The 17,288-nt window shown below is 60.0% G+C and carries 18 protein-coding genes; 13 read left to right on the top strand and 5 right to left on the bottom strand.

What is annotated here, in order from left to right:
- Positions 1-145 precede the first annotated feature (145 nt).
- The 5 genes from CO667_RS30175 to CO667_RS30155 all read right to left on the bottom strand — a co-directional run bounded on the left by CO667_RS30175 (position 146) and on the right by CO667_RS30155 (position 5,633).
- The gene (locus tag CO667_RS30175; RefSeq protein ID WP_097621830.1) at positions 146-520 is read right to left on the bottom strand and encodes a hypothetical protein; all 375 of its coding nucleotides are present in this window, start codon (positions 518-520) and stop codon (positions 146-148) included.
- Between the two features lie 9 nt (positions 521-529).
- Entirely contained in the window at positions 530-1,576 is a 1,047-nt protein-coding gene (locus CO667_RS30170) for a flagellar hook-associated family protein (RefSeq protein WP_097621829.1), read from the bottom strand.
- A 2-nt stretch (positions 1,577-1,578) separates the two neighbouring features.
- Positions 1,579-3,039, bottom strand: a complete 1,461-nt coding sequence (gene flgK / locus CO667_RS30165) for a flagellar hook-associated protein FlgK (protein WP_097621828.1) — start codon at positions 3,037-3,039, stop codon at positions 1,579-1,581.
- A gap of 13 nt (positions 3,040-3,052) precedes the next feature.
- Positions 3,053-4,345: a flagellar hook protein FlgE gene (locus CO667_RS30160; protein WP_097621827.1), complete on the bottom strand. Its 1,293-nt coding sequence runs from the start codon at positions 4,343-4,345 to the stop codon at positions 3,053-3,055.
- A gap of 424 nt (positions 4,346-4,769) precedes the next feature.
- A complete protein-coding gene (locus CO667_RS30155) occupies positions 4,770-5,633 on the bottom strand; it encodes an EF-hand domain-containing protein (protein WP_097621826.1) in 864 nt (287 codons plus the stop codon).
- Between the two features lie 164 nt (positions 5,634-5,797).
- Here CO667_RS30155 and CO667_RS30150 point away from each other — a divergent pair, with 164 nt between their 5' ends.
- The 13 genes from CO667_RS30150 to CO667_RS30090 all read left to right on the top strand — a co-directional run bounded on the left by CO667_RS30150 (position 5,798) and on the right by CO667_RS30090 (position 17,195).
- Positions 5,798-6,445: a TetR/AcrR family transcriptional regulator gene (locus CO667_RS30150; RefSeq protein WP_097621825.1), complete on the top strand. Its 648-nt coding sequence runs from the start codon at positions 5,798-5,800 to the stop codon at positions 6,443-6,445.
- A gap of 290 nt (positions 6,446-6,735) precedes the next feature.
- Complete coding sequence (locus CO667_RS30145) at positions 6,736-8,919, top strand: DUF1217 domain-containing protein (protein WP_097621824.1); 2,184 nt, start codon at positions 6,736-6,738, stop codon at positions 8,917-8,919.
- A 523-nt stretch (positions 8,920-9,442) separates the two neighbouring features.
- A complete protein-coding gene (locus CO667_RS30140) occupies positions 9,443-10,282 on the top strand; it encodes a transporter substrate-binding domain-containing protein (protein WP_097621823.1) in 840 nt (279 codons plus the stop codon).
- Positions 10,283-10,413: 131 nt separating this feature from the next.
- Positions 10,414-11,076 carry an amino acid ABC transporter permease gene (locus CO667_RS30135; protein WP_097621822.1) on the top strand — a complete coding sequence of 221 codons (663 nt, stop codon included), beginning with the start codon at positions 10,414-10,416 and terminating at the stop codon, positions 11,074-11,076.
- Between the two features lie 5 nt (positions 11,077-11,081).
- Positions 11,082-11,741 carry an amino acid ABC transporter permease gene (locus CO667_RS30130; RefSeq protein ID WP_097621821.1) on the top strand — a complete coding sequence of 220 codons (660 nt, stop codon included), beginning with the start codon at positions 11,082-11,084 and terminating at the stop codon, positions 11,739-11,741.
- A gap of 12 nt (positions 11,742-11,753) precedes the next feature.
- A complete protein-coding gene (locus tag CO667_RS30125; RefSeq protein ID WP_097621820.1) occupies positions 11,754-12,524 on the top strand; it encodes an amino acid ABC transporter ATP-binding protein in 771 nt (256 codons plus the stop codon).
- A gap of 137 nt (positions 12,525-12,661) precedes the next feature.
- Positions 12,662-12,916 carry a plasmid stabilization protein gene (locus tag CO667_RS30120; protein WP_097621819.1) on the top strand — a complete coding sequence of 85 codons (255 nt, stop codon included), beginning with the start codon at positions 12,662-12,664 and terminating at the stop codon, positions 12,914-12,916.
- Positions 12,913-13,338 (top strand): type II toxin-antitoxin system VapC family toxin, encoded by a 426-nt coding sequence (locus tag CO667_RS30115; RefSeq protein WP_097621818.1) that lies wholly within the window; start codon positions 12,913-12,915, stop codon positions 13,336-13,338. The genes CO667_RS30120 and CO667_RS30115 overlap by 4 nt, the downstream gene beginning before the upstream one ends.
- A gap of 214 nt (positions 13,339-13,552) precedes the next feature.
- The gene (locus CO667_RS30110; RefSeq protein WP_097621817.1) at positions 13,553-14,296 is read left to right on the top strand and encodes a GntR family transcriptional regulator; all 744 of its coding nucleotides are present in this window, start codon (positions 13,553-13,555) and stop codon (positions 14,294-14,296) included.
- A 3-nt stretch (positions 14,297-14,299) separates the two neighbouring features.
- Positions 14,300-15,085 (top strand): transporter substrate-binding domain-containing protein, encoded by a 786-nt coding sequence (locus tag CO667_RS30105; RefSeq protein WP_097621816.1) that lies wholly within the window; start codon positions 14,300-14,302, stop codon positions 15,083-15,085.
- Between the two features lie 79 nt (positions 15,086-15,164).
- Positions 15,165-15,836, top strand: coding sequence for an amino acid ABC transporter permease (locus CO667_RS30100; protein ID WP_097621851.1), 672 nt, complete (start codon positions 15,165-15,167; stop codon positions 15,834-15,836).
- Positions 15,833-16,492 carry an amino acid ABC transporter permease gene (locus CO667_RS30095; RefSeq protein WP_097621815.1) on the top strand — a complete coding sequence of 220 codons (660 nt, stop codon included), beginning with the start codon at positions 15,833-15,835 and terminating at the stop codon, positions 16,490-16,492. The genes CO667_RS30100 and CO667_RS30095 overlap by 4 nt, the downstream gene beginning before the upstream one ends.
- Positions 16,470-17,195, top strand: coding sequence for an amino acid ABC transporter ATP-binding protein (locus CO667_RS30090; RefSeq protein ID WP_097621814.1), 726 nt, complete (start codon positions 16,470-16,472; stop codon positions 17,193-17,195). The genes CO667_RS30095 and CO667_RS30090 overlap by 23 nt, the downstream gene beginning before the upstream one ends.
- Positions 17,196-17,288: the final 93 nt, after the last annotated feature.

The raw sequence follows: 17,288 nt of genomic DNA, 5'->3' as shown, positions 1-17,288 counted from the left end.
ACTTTCGACAATCGCCTTCGATCTCCCTATGGCAAAGTCCAGAATGCTGCAACGGACAAGCGGTGTGCAAGGCCGGCATATCCGAGGCACCATCGCGGCGAGGGAGCGATCGCACTATCTTCTGGACAATCTTTTTGTTTTTCTGTCAATGCGTTACCCGATGCGGCTCGGGTGACAACACCGCTCCCTGGCTCCAGTCGATCAGCCGGTCGATCCGCGCAATCTTGTGGAAAACCTCGAAGACATCGAAAGCCGCGCCCTTCTCGATATGGCCTGCCAGCAGCTCGCAGAGCTCGAATATTTCAGGGGGCGTGCCCGTCATCTCGACGCCGTCGTCGGTGAAAACGCCCGACCGCGGCCAGGCCCGGGCCTGTTGCTCATCCAGTTTGCTGCCGATGAAAGGGATCGTATCGATGATGCCGGAGGCGAGCGCGAAGGCGGCTTCCGCCACGATTTCGGAGCAGGTCGTGCTGGGCTGTTTTCTTAGGGCTGGTATTTGCAACCGCTTGAACTCCTTCATTTTGATCCGTCAGAGATAGTTGACCAGGCTCATGCTCTGGAGTTTCGAGACGAGCGTGTAGGCCGTTTCCAGTTGCGTCTGCAGTTGGTTGACGAGGGTCGACGCCTCATAGGCATCCACGCCCTGGAGATCGACGAGTTTTCCTTGAAGCAGGGTCGACTGGGCATCGAGGGCATCATTGGCCTTTTCGACCCGCTCCTGCGACAGGCCGAGCTGGCTCTGCTGCGTCACGATGCCTGATGTCGCCTGTGCCGCGTAACCGATCGCCTTCGACGCAACAGTGCTCTGCGCATCGGCGCTGAGATCCTGGCCGAAGAGGGCGGAGACGACGACGGAGGCGAGCGCCAGATAGCGCATGCCTTCGGAATTGGCGTTGGTCGACGAGGTGATTGTTTCCGATGCACTGATCCTGCTGGTCATGTCGGTGCTCGATGCGGTCGACCAGCCGCTCGAAGCGTCCGTCCAGCTGCTTTCGGAGAACATCGGTTCGACCGTGTCGGTGATGAACGTGTCGATTTCATCACCTGTGAGATCGCTGACGTCTTTTCCAAGGCCGGTTGCGTAATCGCTGAGCGCCGAAACGATCGTAGCGGTGACCGTAGAGGATTGATCGGTCAGCGGCTGGCCGTCGAGATTCGTTCCGGCAAACAGGAACTCGCCGTTGACCGACGTATTCGCCGTCGAGATCAGTTGCGAAATCGTCGCGCCCGCGGTCTGCAGGGCAACGGCGACACTCGTCGTATCCTGGCTTGCCTGGAGGGCGCTCAGGTTGGAGACCAGGCTGTCGCCGGCATCCTTAAGGCTGGAAAGGGCGGTCTGCGATGCGTCCATGCGCAGTTCGACGACGGCGTTGCTTGTCTGGAACGAGGCGGCTTGGTCGATGGCGCTGGTGAGATTGATCGTTTTTGCGGTGCCGGCGCCAAGCGATACGCCGGTATCGGCGTAGGTTCCGGTCGTCGCCTCCGTCGAGGCTTGCTGCAGCTTGGCCTGGGACTGGCTGATGGTGAGGCGCAGGACGTTCTGCATCGCCGATGATGAGACAAAAGAGGCTTTCATGACTAGCTCGCTATGTCGAGGAGCGACTGGAACATCTCGTCGATGACGTTCAGGATCTTTGTCGCCGCCTTGTAGGATTGTTCGATGTCGAGAAGGAGCGTCAGCTCCTCGTCGAGGTTGACGCCGGCTTCGTTGGAATAGGCCTCGTCGGAGCGCGATAGCGCCGCGGCGGTGTTTTCGGAGGCCGACGTCGCATCGCTGCGATATTGTTCCAGCCAGCCGATGGAGGAGCTGGCATAGTCCGTCAGGCTTTGCGTCGTGGAGAGGCCGGCGTCGGAAGAGAAGGAGCGCTGTTGCGTCAACGCCGTATACAAGGCGTCGAGATTGTCCGAGAAGCCGCTGTTTCCAGCGGTGTTGAGATCGGTGATGCCGCTGATCGTTCCATCGCGCAGTTTCGTCGCATCGCCGCCCTCGCTGGTGAAGACGGCTGGATTGACGGAGATGGTCGAGGCGATGCCGGTGGTGTCGTCGGAAGCGGCGGGTGTTCCCCCGGTTGCGCCGGCCGCCGTCGTCCAGACGAAAAGCCCGGGCGCGCTCGTGCTGCCGTCGGTCTCGGAGAAGGCCTGGACGAGCGATTTGCCGATCTCGTCGAGCTGGGCCTGGAATGTCGGCGCAATTTCGTCGCGAAGCTGCAGCAGCGCCTGCAGGCTGCCCGAGGCACTCGTCGTCGATCCTTCGCCGGCGTCAAGTGCCACGCCGTCGACATAGATGGAATTCCCCTCCGTGCCCGCGACGTAAGTCGTTGTCGCGGTGAAGGAGACGGTGCGCGGTATGGTCTCGAACAGCACGGTGCCATCCGAGGTGTAGAGCGCCATGTCGTTGTTGTCGCGGACGGCGGTGGTGACGCCGACGATCGAGGAGATCTGCTTCAAGAGCTTTTCACGCTCGTCGAGCGCCGAGGACGTATCCCCGCCGGTCGCCGTCGCCAGCTTGACCGCATTGTTTGCCGTCTCGAACTGCGACAGCAGGGTATTCAGCGAGGACATCTGCGTGGCGATATCCGCATCGGCCTCGGCTCTGATCGATTGGACGCCGTCGCTTGCGGTTTTCAGCGAATTGGCAAGATCCTGCGCGGCAGTCACGGCCGATTGCGCTGCTGTCGAGCTGCTCGGCGATGTGGCGTATGTCTGCAGCGCCTGCTGAAATGCCGTGAGATAGGTGCTCGGCGAGGTCTCGTAGTCATTGCCGCCCATCAGCGACTTCAGGCTTTCGAGTCCGGTCACCAGCGTCTGCTGGGCACTGTCCTTGGCATTCGATTGCAGATACTGGGCCAGCAGCGCCGTTTCCTGCGCCCGGCTGATGCTGACGACCTGGGCGCCGGACAGCGACGTCGTAACCGACGCCTCCCGTCTGACATAATCGGAATTTCCGACATTGGCGATGTTGGTCGAGATGACGCTGCTTTGCTGGCCCGTATTGTTGAAAATACTTTGGGCGCTGTTCAAGGCGGAGGTGAGCGACATTCGGATGCCCCCTCTATCGTTTCAGATTGACGAGGACATCCATGATATCGGAGCCGGTCTGAAACACCTTCGAATTGGCGGTATAGCTGCGCTGCGCCTCGATCATCTCCGTCAGTTCGCCGGCGAGATCGACATTCGAGCTTTCGAGAGCGCCGGACTGAATAGAGCCGAGTCCGTTCGTCTGCGGAAAGCCGGTGACCGTGACGCCGGACATTCCGTTGGCGCTGTAGACGTTGCCGCTGAGCAGCGTCAGATTGTCGGGGCTGGCGACGGTCGCGAGCGGGATCTGATAGAGAGCCTTGGTCGCGCCATTCGCGTAGGAGACCGACACCACACCGTCCGTACCGATGGACACCGAGCTCACGGCACTTGCGGCCTGACCGTCGGCAGAGCCCGTCGCCGAGAAGTCGGAGGCAAGCTGGGTGAAATCCGAATAATCCATGGTGATCGTCTTTGCCGTGATCGGATCGACGATATCGGTGTCTGTTGCAGACGTCAGCTGACCGGCGGCGTCGAAAGAGAGACTGGCGATGCTGACCGCACTGGAAGAGTAGGGGAAGGACGTCGTGCCGCCGGTCGCTGCATCGGCGTTGCGGTAAACCGAGACCTCCCAGCTGCTTCCGGTGACCGCGCCGTTTGCATCCGTCGTTACACCCGTCTTGGTGAAATAGTAGTCGTACTGGACGGTGCCGCCGAGGCTGTCATAGGCAACCAGCGACATTTTCTGCGTATCGTCGGTGACACCAGACGAGTTGGCGCTCGGCAGCGTCGTCGTGTCGGTGACGACGGTTGCTTCGGAATTGAGGTTACCGCTGAAATAGGCGCTGGTCGAAGCAACCGCGCTCAATCCCGATTGGGATACGTTGACCGGCACCAGCCCGTCGAAGCCGTTTACGACTACTGCCGGCACGCCGGAATCATAGGAATAACCCATGAGGGTGAAACCGGCGCTGTTGACCAGGTTGCCGTCGCTGTCGACGGAGAAGTCGCCGGCCCGGGTGAGGACCGGCGTGCCGTCGGCGCTTTGCACGATGAAGAAGCCGTCTCCCGATATCGCCAGGTCGTAATCCGAGGTCGTATAGGAGATGTCGCCCTGCTCTGAAATCGCCTGGCGCACGGATGTCTGGACACCGCCGGAATTATAGTTGCCTGAAGAGGACGGCAGGACCAGCGACGAGAAGGACGTGGAAACGGCTTTGTAGCCGGTGGTGTTTGCGTTGGCGATATTGTCGGAAACCGTGCTCAGCCGGTTTGCCTGGGCGCTCATGCCGGAGACGGCGGTTTTCATGCTTCCAAAAATGCTCATGGCTCGATCCTTTAAGGTTTGGGAACATGCCGGTGACGAGAGGCTTCCAGCTCCCGGAGAACGGGCGCACGACATCGCTGGCGCCGGGCAAAGGCCGGCACCGGTGGATGATCTGATTGTCTGGACTAACCCCGTGATGGCGATAGGCGCTGCGGCTCATCCGCGCGCTGGTCCGCTGCATAATTGCTTAAATCGGAATCGATCTAAGGATAAATTATGCAGAAATTCAAAGTGTTACAGCGTCCTTTACACCTCTGAAAGACGCGCGGCGCTGTCGTGCGCCTGTTCGGGCGCACCGTTCAAACGCTTCGACAATTCAGGAGCGGCCCGGCTCGGGGCTCTGCCGGCTCGATTGCCGGGCCGCTTTCAGATCGTCGCATTGCAGTTCTCCAGCACCCGCAATGGCGACGCTCCTTATCGACTGTCAGCCCGTGGCGCGGGTGGACAACGAACCGGTGCCCGATGTGTCGAGCAGATCAAAGAGCTGGCTCGCCTGGCTTTCGGTGACGTCCTCCGGCTTGCCGGCCATGAACTCTTCCAATGTCACGAGCCCGTCTCCATTCGAATCGAGATCGGAGAGCAGGGATGCAGACTGGTCATCGTCGGCGGGCGGCGGTCCGTCGGGACGTTGCGACGACTGGGAGGACATGGCCTCGGTCAGCGCATCGACCGACAGGGAGCCGGCGCCTTCGCTGTCGAAGCTGTCGAAAAGCGTGCCGGCCTGATCTTCCGTCACATCGGCCGGCCGGCCGGCGACGAATTCGGTCTTGCTGACGAGGCCGTCGCCATCGGTATCGAGATCGGAGAGCAGGGATGCAAGCTCGTCATCCCCAGCTGGCGGCGATGGCCCTTCGCCACATTCCGATTGCTGGGCGGACATGGCCTCAGTGAGCGCATCGACCGACAGCGAGCCGGCGCCTTCGCTGTCGAAGCTGTCGAAGAGCGTGCCGGCTTGATCTTCCGTCACGTCGGACGGCCGGGCTGCGACAAACTCGGCCTTGCTGACATAGCCGTCGCCATCGCTGTCCAGCTCCGCAACGTCCGGGCCAGCGCCGCCGTCCTCGCCTTGGCTGGAGCCGGATTGACCGGTGAGGCCGTTCATCGCCAGCGACATCAACTGGGCCATGAGTTTCTCGGCGCTGTTGGTCGAGTCTTCGTCGGACTGCTGGGTTGCGGTTGATTTTTTTGCCGAAACCGTATTACAGGATAGGATGTCCTGGGATGCTGACGTCGAATTCTTGCTATAGGAATAGGAAGAAATTGATGTTGCGGCCGAAATGGTCGTCATAAGCGCTCCATCGCTAGGAGGGTGGGGATGCAACGCATTACAGAACTGATGAGTTCTCTAAATCGAAATTATTAATGCGACAACCGAAAAAATCATCCCTCAGAAATCGTAATCCGTTTTCCGGGGTCGTCGGCATGCGCTTCGGCAAAGCGGTTTAGATCATCATGGATGGTGTCGACGAGCCCGTAGATGAGCCGCGCAAGCGGGGCCGGCCGAAAGTCTCCAGCGATGAGGACAAGCGGACGCATATCGTCGAAATTGCTCGCCGCGTTTTCGTAAAATGCGGTTATGCCGGAAGCACGACCGCCGTCGTTGCCGCCGAGGCGGGTGTCTCGAAACAAACGCTGTACAAACTGTTTCAGAGCAAGGAAGAGCTGTTTGCCGCCGTGGTCGGCGCGCATCGACGCATGATGCTCGATCTGCCCAGGCCTGTGGAGGATCTCTCGATCGCCGAGAGCCTCGAGCGCATCTTCATGATCGACATGGATGAGGAGACGGATGCGGATCGCGCCGGCTTCCTGCAGCTCGTCTTTCGTGAAGCAGGGCAATTTCCCGAGCTCGTCGAAATTCTGCAGCATGAAGGAATTCTTGCCAGCCGGCAGCATCTTGCCGACTGGCTGAGCGATCGCCGGGCGGAAGGCAAGTTATCGCTTGAAGACCCGCAGAGCGGGGCCCGGATGCTGATGGACATGATCTTTGGCGGTATGGGGCCGCCGGAAGGACGCAACAAGGCTTGGCCCGATCGGGCAGCACTGCTGGCGCATCTCAGGCGCTGCATTGCAATCTTTGCCGCCGGTGTCGGCGCCGTCTAGTCTAAAAGCGCGTCGCAAATATTTCAGCTTCCCATTCCGCGTTGAATGAATTATAGAACCGTATAGTTCTATTAAATTGATTCGGCCACATGTATGTGGCTGCGCCTCGCCATGATCGGCGACGACATTTCCTCAGAGATGAAAAGTTTACCCGTGACCGCCGGCAGGCTTTCGCGCGGCACCGTCGTGCCTGGAGCATGTCGCGCAAAAGTGTGCAGCGGTTTTGCCAGGCAAAGCGTGAAACGCTTTCGCGGGGAATTGCGTAAAACAACAGGTTAGAGGAACAGACGTTGGTTTCCACCTATGTAAGCTATCTCGCAGTCGCGCGAAATCTCAACACCAGCCTGTCGAGCGTGGCGTCTCAGGCCACGGTTTCCCGCGACAGCGCCTATTACAAGGAAAACATCGACAAGGTCACGACGGTCGATGAATTCATGGGCGACTATAAGCTCTACTCCTACGCCATGAAGGCCTACGGGCTCGACGACATGACCTATGCCAAGGCCTTCATGAAGAAGGTGCTGGAAAGCGATCTCAGTGATTCATCGAGCTTCGCCAACAGCCTGAGCGACGGCCGTTATGCCGAGTTCGCCGCCGCCTTCAAATTTTCCGGTGAGACGAAGACGGCGCAATCGGACGTGCAGCGGGACAATCTGCTCGATGCCTATGAGGAATCCTTCGACACCGAGGCGGAGAACATCGCCGACGAGACGGATTATTTCGAAGAGAATATCTCGTCGATCACCTCCGTCGATGATTTCCTGTCGAGTTCGAGACTGAAGAACTATGCGCTGACCGCCTTCGGTCTCAGCACCGACTACACGTCCAGCAGTTTCCTGAAGCAGGTGTTGACGAGCGATCTCGACGATCCCGACAGTTTCGTCAACCAGCTCGGCGACGACGTCTATGTCAGCCTCGCAAAGGCCTTCAACTTCAACGAGGACGGATCGACCGACGGCGACGTGATGTCGGAAGACCAGATCTCGCTGGTGACGAGCGGTTATGCGGTGGCCTCGTCGACGATTGCGTCTTCGGACACCGGTGAGGCCTACGACACCTATTTCGCAGCGGAAATCGGCAACATTACCTCCGTCGATCAGCTGATGAACGACGACAAGCTGGTCGGCTATCTCAGGATCGCCTACGGGCTGACCGACGACGAATCCGACACCTTCATTTCCGCAGCGCTGAAAAGCGCCGACATCGCCGATGCAATCGGCCTGTCCGATCTGCACGACGCCTTCAATTTCGATGAGGACGGCGCGCTTGCCGATGGCGACACCGCCCAGACGTCGGAACAGACCGCCACGACCACGGCGGCCTTCGACGAAAATTATCAGGTGCTGGTCGCCAATACGAGCACGGAAGATGCCACCGACAACTATACGACGCGCATCGCCGGCGTCACCTCGATCGATGATTTCCTCGTGTCGAATGCCGATGATGACGATGACGACAACGACGATCTCCCGGAGATGTGGGAGATGGCGCTGCGCGCCTATGGCATAGACTCCACCGAGGTTTCGAGAAGCGAGGTCCGGAAAATTCTCGAAAGCGATCCAACGGATTCGAAAAGCTATGTCAACAGCCTGAACGACGACCGGTTCGTCGCCTTTCGGAAAGCATTCAACTTCGACAGCGACGGCGACGTCACCGTACCCTTGCAGGCCATGTCGGAATCTGTCGTCGACGACTATGCCGCCTATTACAAGCAGAACAAGATCCGCTACCTCGAAGGGGACGAACTGACCGAGGCGAGCGACGCGGCGGATGACGAGATCACCTATTTTCGCGAGCAGATGGCGACGATCACGACGGCCAGCGAATTTCTGGCCGACGATCGCCTGGTTAGCTTCGCGCTCGAGGCGAAGGGGCTCGATCCGGACGATGTCACCTCGGACGAGTTGAAGAAGATGTTTTCTTCCGATCTCGAGGACGAAGATAGTTATGTCAACAAGCAGGACGACAATCGTTTTGCCGAGCTCGTCGGCGCGTTCAATTTCGATCAGGACGGCAATATTTCCGCCGATCCCACAGGGAGTGTGCAGCAGCGCGGCGACGTGCTGGAGACGATCGACTCCTATGTCCGCCTGACGCTCGAAGACGATCAGGGCGACAGCAACACCGGCGTGCGCCTCGCGCTCTACTTTCAACGCAAGGCGCCGGAGGTCTCGAACGCCTACGATATTCTGGGCGACAGCGCGCTGTTTGAGTTTTTTACCACGACCTTCAACCTGTCCAGTTATGTCTCGAACATGGACGTCGACAAGCAAGCCGAGATGGTCGACAATTTCATCGATATCAAGGATCTGTCGGATCCTGACAAAGTCGACGATCTGATCAAGCGCTTCACCGCCATGTATGACATGACCAACGGGACGGGCACCACGTCGACGGCGCTTTCTATCCTGACCGGCTCAGCGACGATAAGTGCCGATACGCTGCTCACGATGGCGCAGCTGAAAAGCGGCTGAATGATCGTGACAGCGCTGCGCGTCTTTTGAAGCGCGCAAAAGACCCTGTAGCACTTTGAATCTCCGCATCGGCTCCCCATACCAATGTCACGGCGATCGTGAAGGCGGCGCGCGAGCAATCGACTGCGCTCGGCGGGATCAACCAGGCCCCGCCTCCGGCCAACGTGGACCGGCGGCTGCCGCGCTGAACACGGATTGGGAAGACTTCTGAATTCCCGGCGAAAGACAGGCCCCTTTGGGCCTGAGGTAAGCGGTTTCCCCAAACCCCGCAGTCGCCGCCTGGGCTAATGCCTCGCTTCCCTATTCCCTTGCACCGAGAGCTCAGAGCGCGGCCGGGCGATCGGCTCGCAGGCGAGAGGAAAATGCTGCATTGCCAAAAAAATTGCCACGCGCATTGCTGCGCGTTTTTTCGGCATGACCCATTGACAATTCATCCTTGATGGCACTTGATACGTTTATTCCAGTAAAACAGACATAGGTCCATTATACTGGAACAATGGGAACCATCCATAAGGGGAACGCCATGACCATTTCCTTTCGCACCGGCGTGATGTCGCTCGCCGCCGCCGCGCTGCTCTCCACGCCTGCACTGGCCGACGGCAGCAAGCTCGATGAAGTGCTGGCCCGCGGCCATCTCGTCCTCGGCACGGGCAGCACCAACGCGCCGTGGCACTTCAAGAGCGCCGATGACAAGCTTCAGGGCTTCGACGTCGACATGGGCCACATCATCGCCAAGGCACTCTTCGGCGATCCTGAGAAGATCGAGTATGTGAACCAGTCTTCCGACGCCCGTATCCCGAACATCACCACCGACAAGGTCGACATCACCTGCCAGTTCATGACCGTGACCGGCGAACGCGCCCAGCAGGTTGCCTTCACCATTCCTTATTACCGCGAAGGCGTCGGCCTGATGCTCAAGGGCGACGGAAAATATGCCGATTATGCCGCTCTCAAGGCGGCCGGTTCCTCCGTCACCATCTCGGTTCTCCAGAACGTCTATGCCGAGGCGATGGTGCATGCGGCATTGCCGGAGGCGACCGTCGATCAGTATGATTCCGTCGACCTGATCTATCAGGCCCTGGAGTCGGGACGGGCCGATGCCGTCGCCACCGACCAGTCGTCGCTTGCCTGGTATATGACGCAGAACCCGGGCCGCTACAAAGACGCCGGCTACGGCTGGAACCCGCAGACCTATGCCTGCGCGGTCAAGCGCGGCGATCAGGACTGGCTGAACTTCGTCAACACCGCCCTGCATGAAGCCATGACCGGCGTCGAGTTCGACTTTTACGCCAAGTCCTTCAAGACCTGGTTCGGCAAGGATCTGACACCGCCGCAGATCGGCTTTCCCGTCGAGTTCAAGTAACGGCCATGCGGAGCGGGAGTGTTCTCCCGCTCCGCTGCAGCGCCGCGCGTCTTTTCAGACACGCAAAAAACGCTGTAACATTTTGAATCTGCGCATCGTGCACGATGCGTTAGTCTGAAAGGGCGGCCCGCATGGGTTACACGCTGAATTTTGCCGCCGTCTGGCGCAATTTCGATTTTCTTTTAAGCGGGCTTGCGCTCAGCCTCGGCCTTGCGGTGATCTCGATCCTGATCGGCGCCGCGATCGGGCTCGTCGTGGCCTTCGCGCTGACGTCCAAAAACCGCTTTGCGGTTGTGCCGGCGCGGGTCTATGTCACGGTCATCCGCAACCTGCCGATCCTTGTGCTGGTGCTTTTCGCCTTTTTCGCGTTGCCGCAGATGGGCTTGCGCCTCGACAAGATAAAAAGCTTCGTGCTGGTTCTCTCCCTCTATTCCGGCGCCTATTTGGCCGAGGTGTTCCGCGCCGGGCTGTTGTCGATTCCGAGAGGATTGACGGAAGCCGGCCTCGCCATCGGCCTGACGGGAATGCAGATCCGCAGCTCCATCATCGCGCCGCTGATGCTGCGCAACGTGCTGCCGTCGCTGTCTTCGACGATCATCTCGCTCTTCAAGGACACCTCGCTCGCCGCCGCCATCGCCGTGCCGGAACTGACCTTTGCCGCCCGCAAGATCAATGTCGAGAGTTTCCGCGTCATCGAAACCTGGATGGTCACCTCAGCCCTTTATGTCGTGACCTGTTTCCTCATCGCCGCCGTGATGCGCTTCGTCGAGCGCCGTCTGGCTCTGCCGAGATAGACCTGATGTCACACACCTTTCTCGAACAACTCTGGATCGCCCGCTACGTCATCATCAATGGCATCGGCGTGACCGTGTCGATTTCTCTGCTGGCCATCCTCGCAGGGTCCGTACTCGGCGTTTTCGTCGGCTTGGCACTCGTCTATGGCGGCGTTGTTTTGCGTCTCCTCGTGCGCGCCTATACCGATATCATTCGCGGCACGCCGGTGCTCGTGCTGGTGCTGGCAAGCTATTATGTCTCCGCCGCCGTCGGGCTCGATCTCGGCCCGTTCTCGGCCGGCGTGCTCGCCCTTGCGATCTTCTGCTCCTCGCATGTCGGCGAAATCGTGCGCGGAGCGCTTCAGGCGATCCCGAAGGGGCAGACCGAAGCCGCCAAGGCGATCGGCCTGACCTTTACCCAGACCTTCACCTCGGTGCTCTGGCCGCAAGCCATGCGCCAGTGCCTGCCGGCCTGGGTCAATACGGCGGCCGAAATGGTCAAGGCCTCGACGCTGCTCTCGGTCATCGGCGTCGCCGAGCTTCTCCTGCGCACGCAGGAGATCATCTCCCGCAATTTCATGAGCCTCCAGTTCTATTTCCTGGCCGGCGGTCTCTATTTCATCGTCAACTACGGCATCGAGCACTTCGGCAAATATGTCGAGCGCAAGACCGCCCTGCCGTCCTGAGGAGTTCCCCCGATGGCCAAGACCATTCTCGACATCAAAGGTCTGCGCAAGACTTACGGCATCCACGAAGTCCTCAAGGGCGTCGATTGCGCCGTGGGGGAAGGCGAGGTCATTTCCATCATCGGCTCGTCCGGCTCCGGAAAGACCACCTTGCTGCGCTGCGTCAACATGCTGGAAGAATTCCAGGGCGGCACGATCAGCCTCGACGGCGAAGAGATCGGCTACCGTGCCGAAGGCGCGACGCGCCGCCGCAAGAGCGAGAAGGAGATCGCACGCCAGCGCGCTCTGACCGGCATGGCGTTTCAGCAGTTCAATCTCTTTCCGCATATGAGTGCCGCTGAAAACGTCATGCTCGGCCTCGTCAAGGTCAAGAAAATGACGAAGCCGGAGGCCCGTGCGATCGCCGAAAAATGGCTCGATCGGGTCGGTCTTGCCGCCCGCACGGACCATTATCCCGGACAGCTTTCCGGCGGCCAGCAGCAGCGCGTCGCCATCGCCCGCGCCATCGCCATGTCGCCGAGGCTGATGCTGTTCGACGAAGTGACCTCGGCGCTGGACCCGGAACTGGTCGGCGAAGTGCTGCAGGTCATCAAGGGCCTTGCCGCCGACGGCATGACGATGCTGCTGGTCACCCACGAGATGCGCTTTGCCTACGAGGTTTCATCGCGCGTCATCTTCATGAACCAGGGGGTTATCTGCGAGGAGGGGGATCCGAAGGAAATGTTCGTGCATCCGAAGACCGAACGGCTCGCCGAATTCCTCAAGACCTCGAGTTTCAACTAAACGAAAAAGAAACCCTTGACGATCAACGCACGTCGTCGACGCCTCCGGCGGCACGGGTACATGCAACGCGCATTGAAGGGTGATGGCAAATAAGTTATATTGCTAGCATCGCTATCATGTCACGCAGAGTTGCTATCATGCCCGCAGTCACAATCAGAAACCTCTCCGAGGCAACGCACCGTGCCCTCAAGGTGCGTGCGGCTCATCACGGGCGCAGCGCCGAAGCGGAGATGCGTGAAATCCTCGAGGCCGCCGTCCGTCCAGAAACACGGCTGCGCCTTGGCAGTGTGCTCGCCGAAAGGAGCCGTCGCCTCGGCCTGACGAATGAGGACTTTGCCGTTTTGGACCATGCTCGCGGCAAGCTCCCTGCGAAGCCGATGAGCTTTGAATGATTATCCTCGATACGAACGTCGTTTCCGAGGCGATGAAACCCGCGCCCGACGAAGCCGTGAAATTCTGGCTCGATGAGCAAGCAGCCGAGACCCTCTTCCTTTCCAGCGTCACCATTGCCGAACTGATGTTTGGTATCGGCGCGCTCCCGCCCGGGAAACGCAAGGAAAGGCTCTCAGAGGCGTTGGACGGTCTGATGGAGCTCTTCGAAAACCGTATTCTGGCCTTCGACATCACCGCGGCACGGCATTATGCCGACCTCGCCGTCAAGGCTCGCGCCGCCGGCAGAGGCTTTCCCACGCCGGATGGCTATATTGCCGCCATTGCGGCGTCAAAAGGGTTTGTCGTCGCCACGCGCGATACAAGCGCCTTCGACGCGGCAGGTGTTGAAGTGATCAATCCCTGGGCGGCTTCGGCCGCATAGGCTGAGCGCATTCACGTCAACCGGACAGGGTAAGCGAACACTGCCAGCACTTAAGTGAGCGGCCGACGCTGATCGGGTTGGACAGCCGTTGCAGGCACTCGCTCAATTTACGTTCAGTCTGCATTCCCAGCGTGCAAATTTCAGAGGGTGAATCCGAGACATCCTGGAAATCCCGGACGCAGAATTTTGGCACGCGCTTTGCTTTCTGTCTTGTATGCAAGATAGCCACACATCCGAGACCACGCAGAAGACCATCGAGGAAACGATCGTTTCCGGGATTCTTTCAGCCAGGATCCGGCCCGGTACGCGGCTCAGCGAAAACCAGCTGGCAACGCTCTTCGGCGTGTCCCGCACCCGCGTTCGCGAAGCCATGATGCGCCTGGAAACACGCGGCATCGTGCATGTCAGTCCGCGGCGAGGCTGGTTTGTCGTCGAGCCGTCCGCCGAAGAGGCGATCGCGGTCTATGAGGCACGGCGCGTCATCGAAGCCGGATTGCTGCGCAGCATGCGCGTCCTGACAGGCGAGGGACGCGAGGCTCTCGATGCGCATTTGAACGAGGAAAAAAGCGCCATGGCTGCGGGCGACCGGCAGCGCCTGACCTATTTGATGGGCGATTTTCACATCCGCATCGCGGAATTGAGCGGGAACGCCATCATCGTCGATATCCTCCGCGATCTCACCGCGAGGACGATCCTCATTTCGATGCTCTATCAATCTGAATTTCACGCGGCACAGTCTCACGAGGGGCATTGCCGCATCTTCCAGGCGATGCAGGCGGGCGATTTCGGCAGAGCGGCGGAGCTCTCCGTCGAACATCTAGACGACGTGGAAATGGGCCTCGACCTCACCGCCCGGCCGGATCCGCTCTCGGAACTGCGCAGTTCCCTATCCCTTCCTCCCAGGACCGTATCCGCAACTGTCAGACCCAAAAACCACAAACTTCAAAGGAGCAATTGAAACATGCTGACAAGACGAGTCTTCTTCGCAATCGCGACCCTGGCTGCAACCTTCGGATTCGGCTCGGCGTCCTACGCTGATGCTCTCGCCGACATCACGGCGCGCGGGACGCTGCGTGTCGCCGTCCCGCAGGATTTCCCGCCCTTCGGCAGCGTCGGCACCGATATGGCGCCGATGGGCTACGACATCGACGTCGCCAACCTCATTGCAGAAAAGCTGGGCGTCAAGACCGAACTCGTGCCGGTCACCAGCGCCAACCGCGTCCCCTATCTGCAGACCAACAAAGTCGATCTGGTCATTTCAAGCCTCGGCAAGAATGCGGAGCGCGAAAAGGTAATCGACTTCTCTGCAGCCTACGCACCCTTCTTCAACGGCGTGTTCGCACCGGCCGACCTTTCGATCGCCAAGGCGGAAGATCTCGCAGGCAAGAGCATCGGCGTCACGCGCGGCGCCGTGGAAGACCTCGAACTGACGAAGATCGCGCCGGCCGACGCGACGATTAAGCGCTACGAAGACAATAACGGCACGATCTCGGCCTTCCTTTCCGGCCAGGTCGAGACCATCGCCACCGGCAACGTCGTCGCCGCTGCGATCCTCGCCAAAAATCCCCCCAAGCGCCCGGAGATGAAATTCCTCATCAAGAACTCGCCCTGCTATATCGGTCTCAACAAGGAGCAGGCGGCTCTTCTGGAGAAGGTGAACGGCATTATCGCCACCGCCAAGACCGATGGATCGCTGAACGCCATATCACAGAAATGGCTTGGCGCCGATCTCCCGTCCGATCTCTAAAGACCCAGTCTTACGGACGTCATCCCGCGCCCCACGCGCGGGATGACAGATGCTCGTCACCGCAAGAGGGAACCATTCCTTGAGCTATCATTTCGAATTTGGCTGGCTGCTTGAATATTATCCTGAGATCATCAAGGGCATACTGATCACCCTGGAGCTTATCGCCATCGGTGGCGTGCTCGGCATTGCGCTCGGCATCTTCTGTGCCTGGGTGCGCGCGCTCGGTCCGGCCTGGCTGAAGCCTGTCGTTGCGACCTATGTCGAGCTGATCCGCAACACGCCGTTCCTGATCCAGCTCTTTTTCATCTTCTTCGGTCTGCCGTCGCTCGGCCTCCAGCTTCCCGAACTCACGGCCGCCAACCTGGCGATGGTCATCAACCTCGGCGCCTATAGCTGCGAGATCATCCGCGCGGGCATCCAGGCGACCCCGAAAGGCCAGTTCGAGGCCGGCGAGAGCCTCGCCATGACGCGCTTCGAAACCTTCCGCCATGTCGTTCTCGTGCCGTCGCTGCAGCGCATCTGGCCGGCGCTGTCGTCGCAAGTCGTCATCGTCATGCTCGGCTCATCGGTGGTGTCGCAGATCGCCGCCGAGGATCTGACCTTTGCCGCCAACTTCATCCAATCGCGAACCTTCCGCGCCTTCGAGGCCTACATCGTCTCGACATTAGTCTATCTCGTGCTGGCGATCCTGCTCCGGCAGGTGCTGGCAATGGTCGGCGGGTTGATCTTCCCGAGGAGGGCGGCACGATGATCACGTTCACACTCTGGGACATCCTGCGCAACCTGCTGCTCGCCACCCGCTGGACGATCCTGCTGTCGCTCGTCTCGTTCCTCGGCGGCGGTACGGTCGGCCTTGGCCTGCTGTTCCTGCGCATCAGCAAACGCAAGGCATTCAGGGTAATCGCGAGATATTATATCGAACTCTTCCAGGGCACGCCGCTGCTCATGCAGCTCTTCATCGCCTTTTTCGGCCTCGGCCTTTTCGGGATCGACGTGCCGGCCTGGCTTGCCGCGGGATTGGCGCTTACCCTGTGGAGTGCAGCCTTTCTCGCCGAAATCTGGCGTGGCTGCGTCGAAGCGGTCGCCAAGGGGCAATGGGAAGCCTCCGCCAGCCTCGGCATGGGGCGGCTGCAGCAGATGCGCTACGTCATCCTGCCGCAGGCGCTGCGGGTCGCCATACCGCCCACGGTCGGTTTCTCCGTTCAGACCGTCAAGGGTACGGCGCTGACCTCGATCATCGGCTTCGTCGAATTGTCGAAAGCCGGCACTGTGGTCACCAATGCCACCTTCCAGCCCTTCACCGTCTACGGGCTCGTCGCCCTCATCTACTTCGCCCTTTGCTGGCCTTTGTCGAAAAGCAGCCAGATCCTGGAAAGGAAGCTCAATGTCGCTCATCGAAATCACTGAAGTCCGCAAGAGCTTTGGCGCCACCGAGGTGCTGAAAGGCATCAACCTCGATGTCGAGGCCGGCGAAGTCATCGCCATTATCGGCAAGAGCGGCTCGGGCAAATCGACCCTGCTTCGCTGCATCAACGGCCTGGAGACCATCACCGACGGCTCCATCTCCGTGGCCGGCGCGCAACTCCTCGATGACGAAGTGCATCTGAAGGCACTGCGCCTCAAGGTCGGCATGATCTTTCAGCAGTTCAACCTCTTCCCGCACCTGACCGTCGGCGGCAACGTCATGCTGTCGCAGACCGTGGTCAAGAAGACCCCGAAAGCCGAAGCCGAGGCTACCGCCCGCAAGATGCTGGAGCGGGTGGGGCTCAGCCACCGGTTCGACGCCTATCCCGACGAGCTCTCGGGCGGCCAGCAGCAGCGCGTCGCCATCGCCCGTGCGCTCGCCATGCACCCGAGCGCACTTCTCTGCGACGAGATTACCTCCGCGCTCGATCCGGAACTGGTCGCCGAAGTTCTGGCCGTCGTGCGCGAGCTTGCCGCCGAGGGCATGACACTGCTGATGGTAACCCACGAGATGAAGTTCGCCCGCGACGTCTGCAACCGCGTCGTCTTCATGCATCAGGGCCGGGTCCACGAAGCAGGGCGGCCGGAGGACGTCTTCGCCAATCCGCAGACGGCAGAGCTGAAGCAGTTTCTCGGGGTCAATTAGGAAACGACGTCATGCTCTCGCTTGCAGACCGGGAGGCTCTCTTCCCGCTGCTGGCGCTGACAAGCGCGCAGGCGTACCGGGGCGGCAGCCAAG

The organism is Rhizobium sp. L43, assembly GCF_002531725.1.
Lineage (GTDB): Bacteria > Pseudomonadota > Alphaproteobacteria > Rhizobiales > Rhizobiaceae > Rhizobium.
This window is presented reverse-complemented; position numbering and strand designations above follow the sequence as displayed.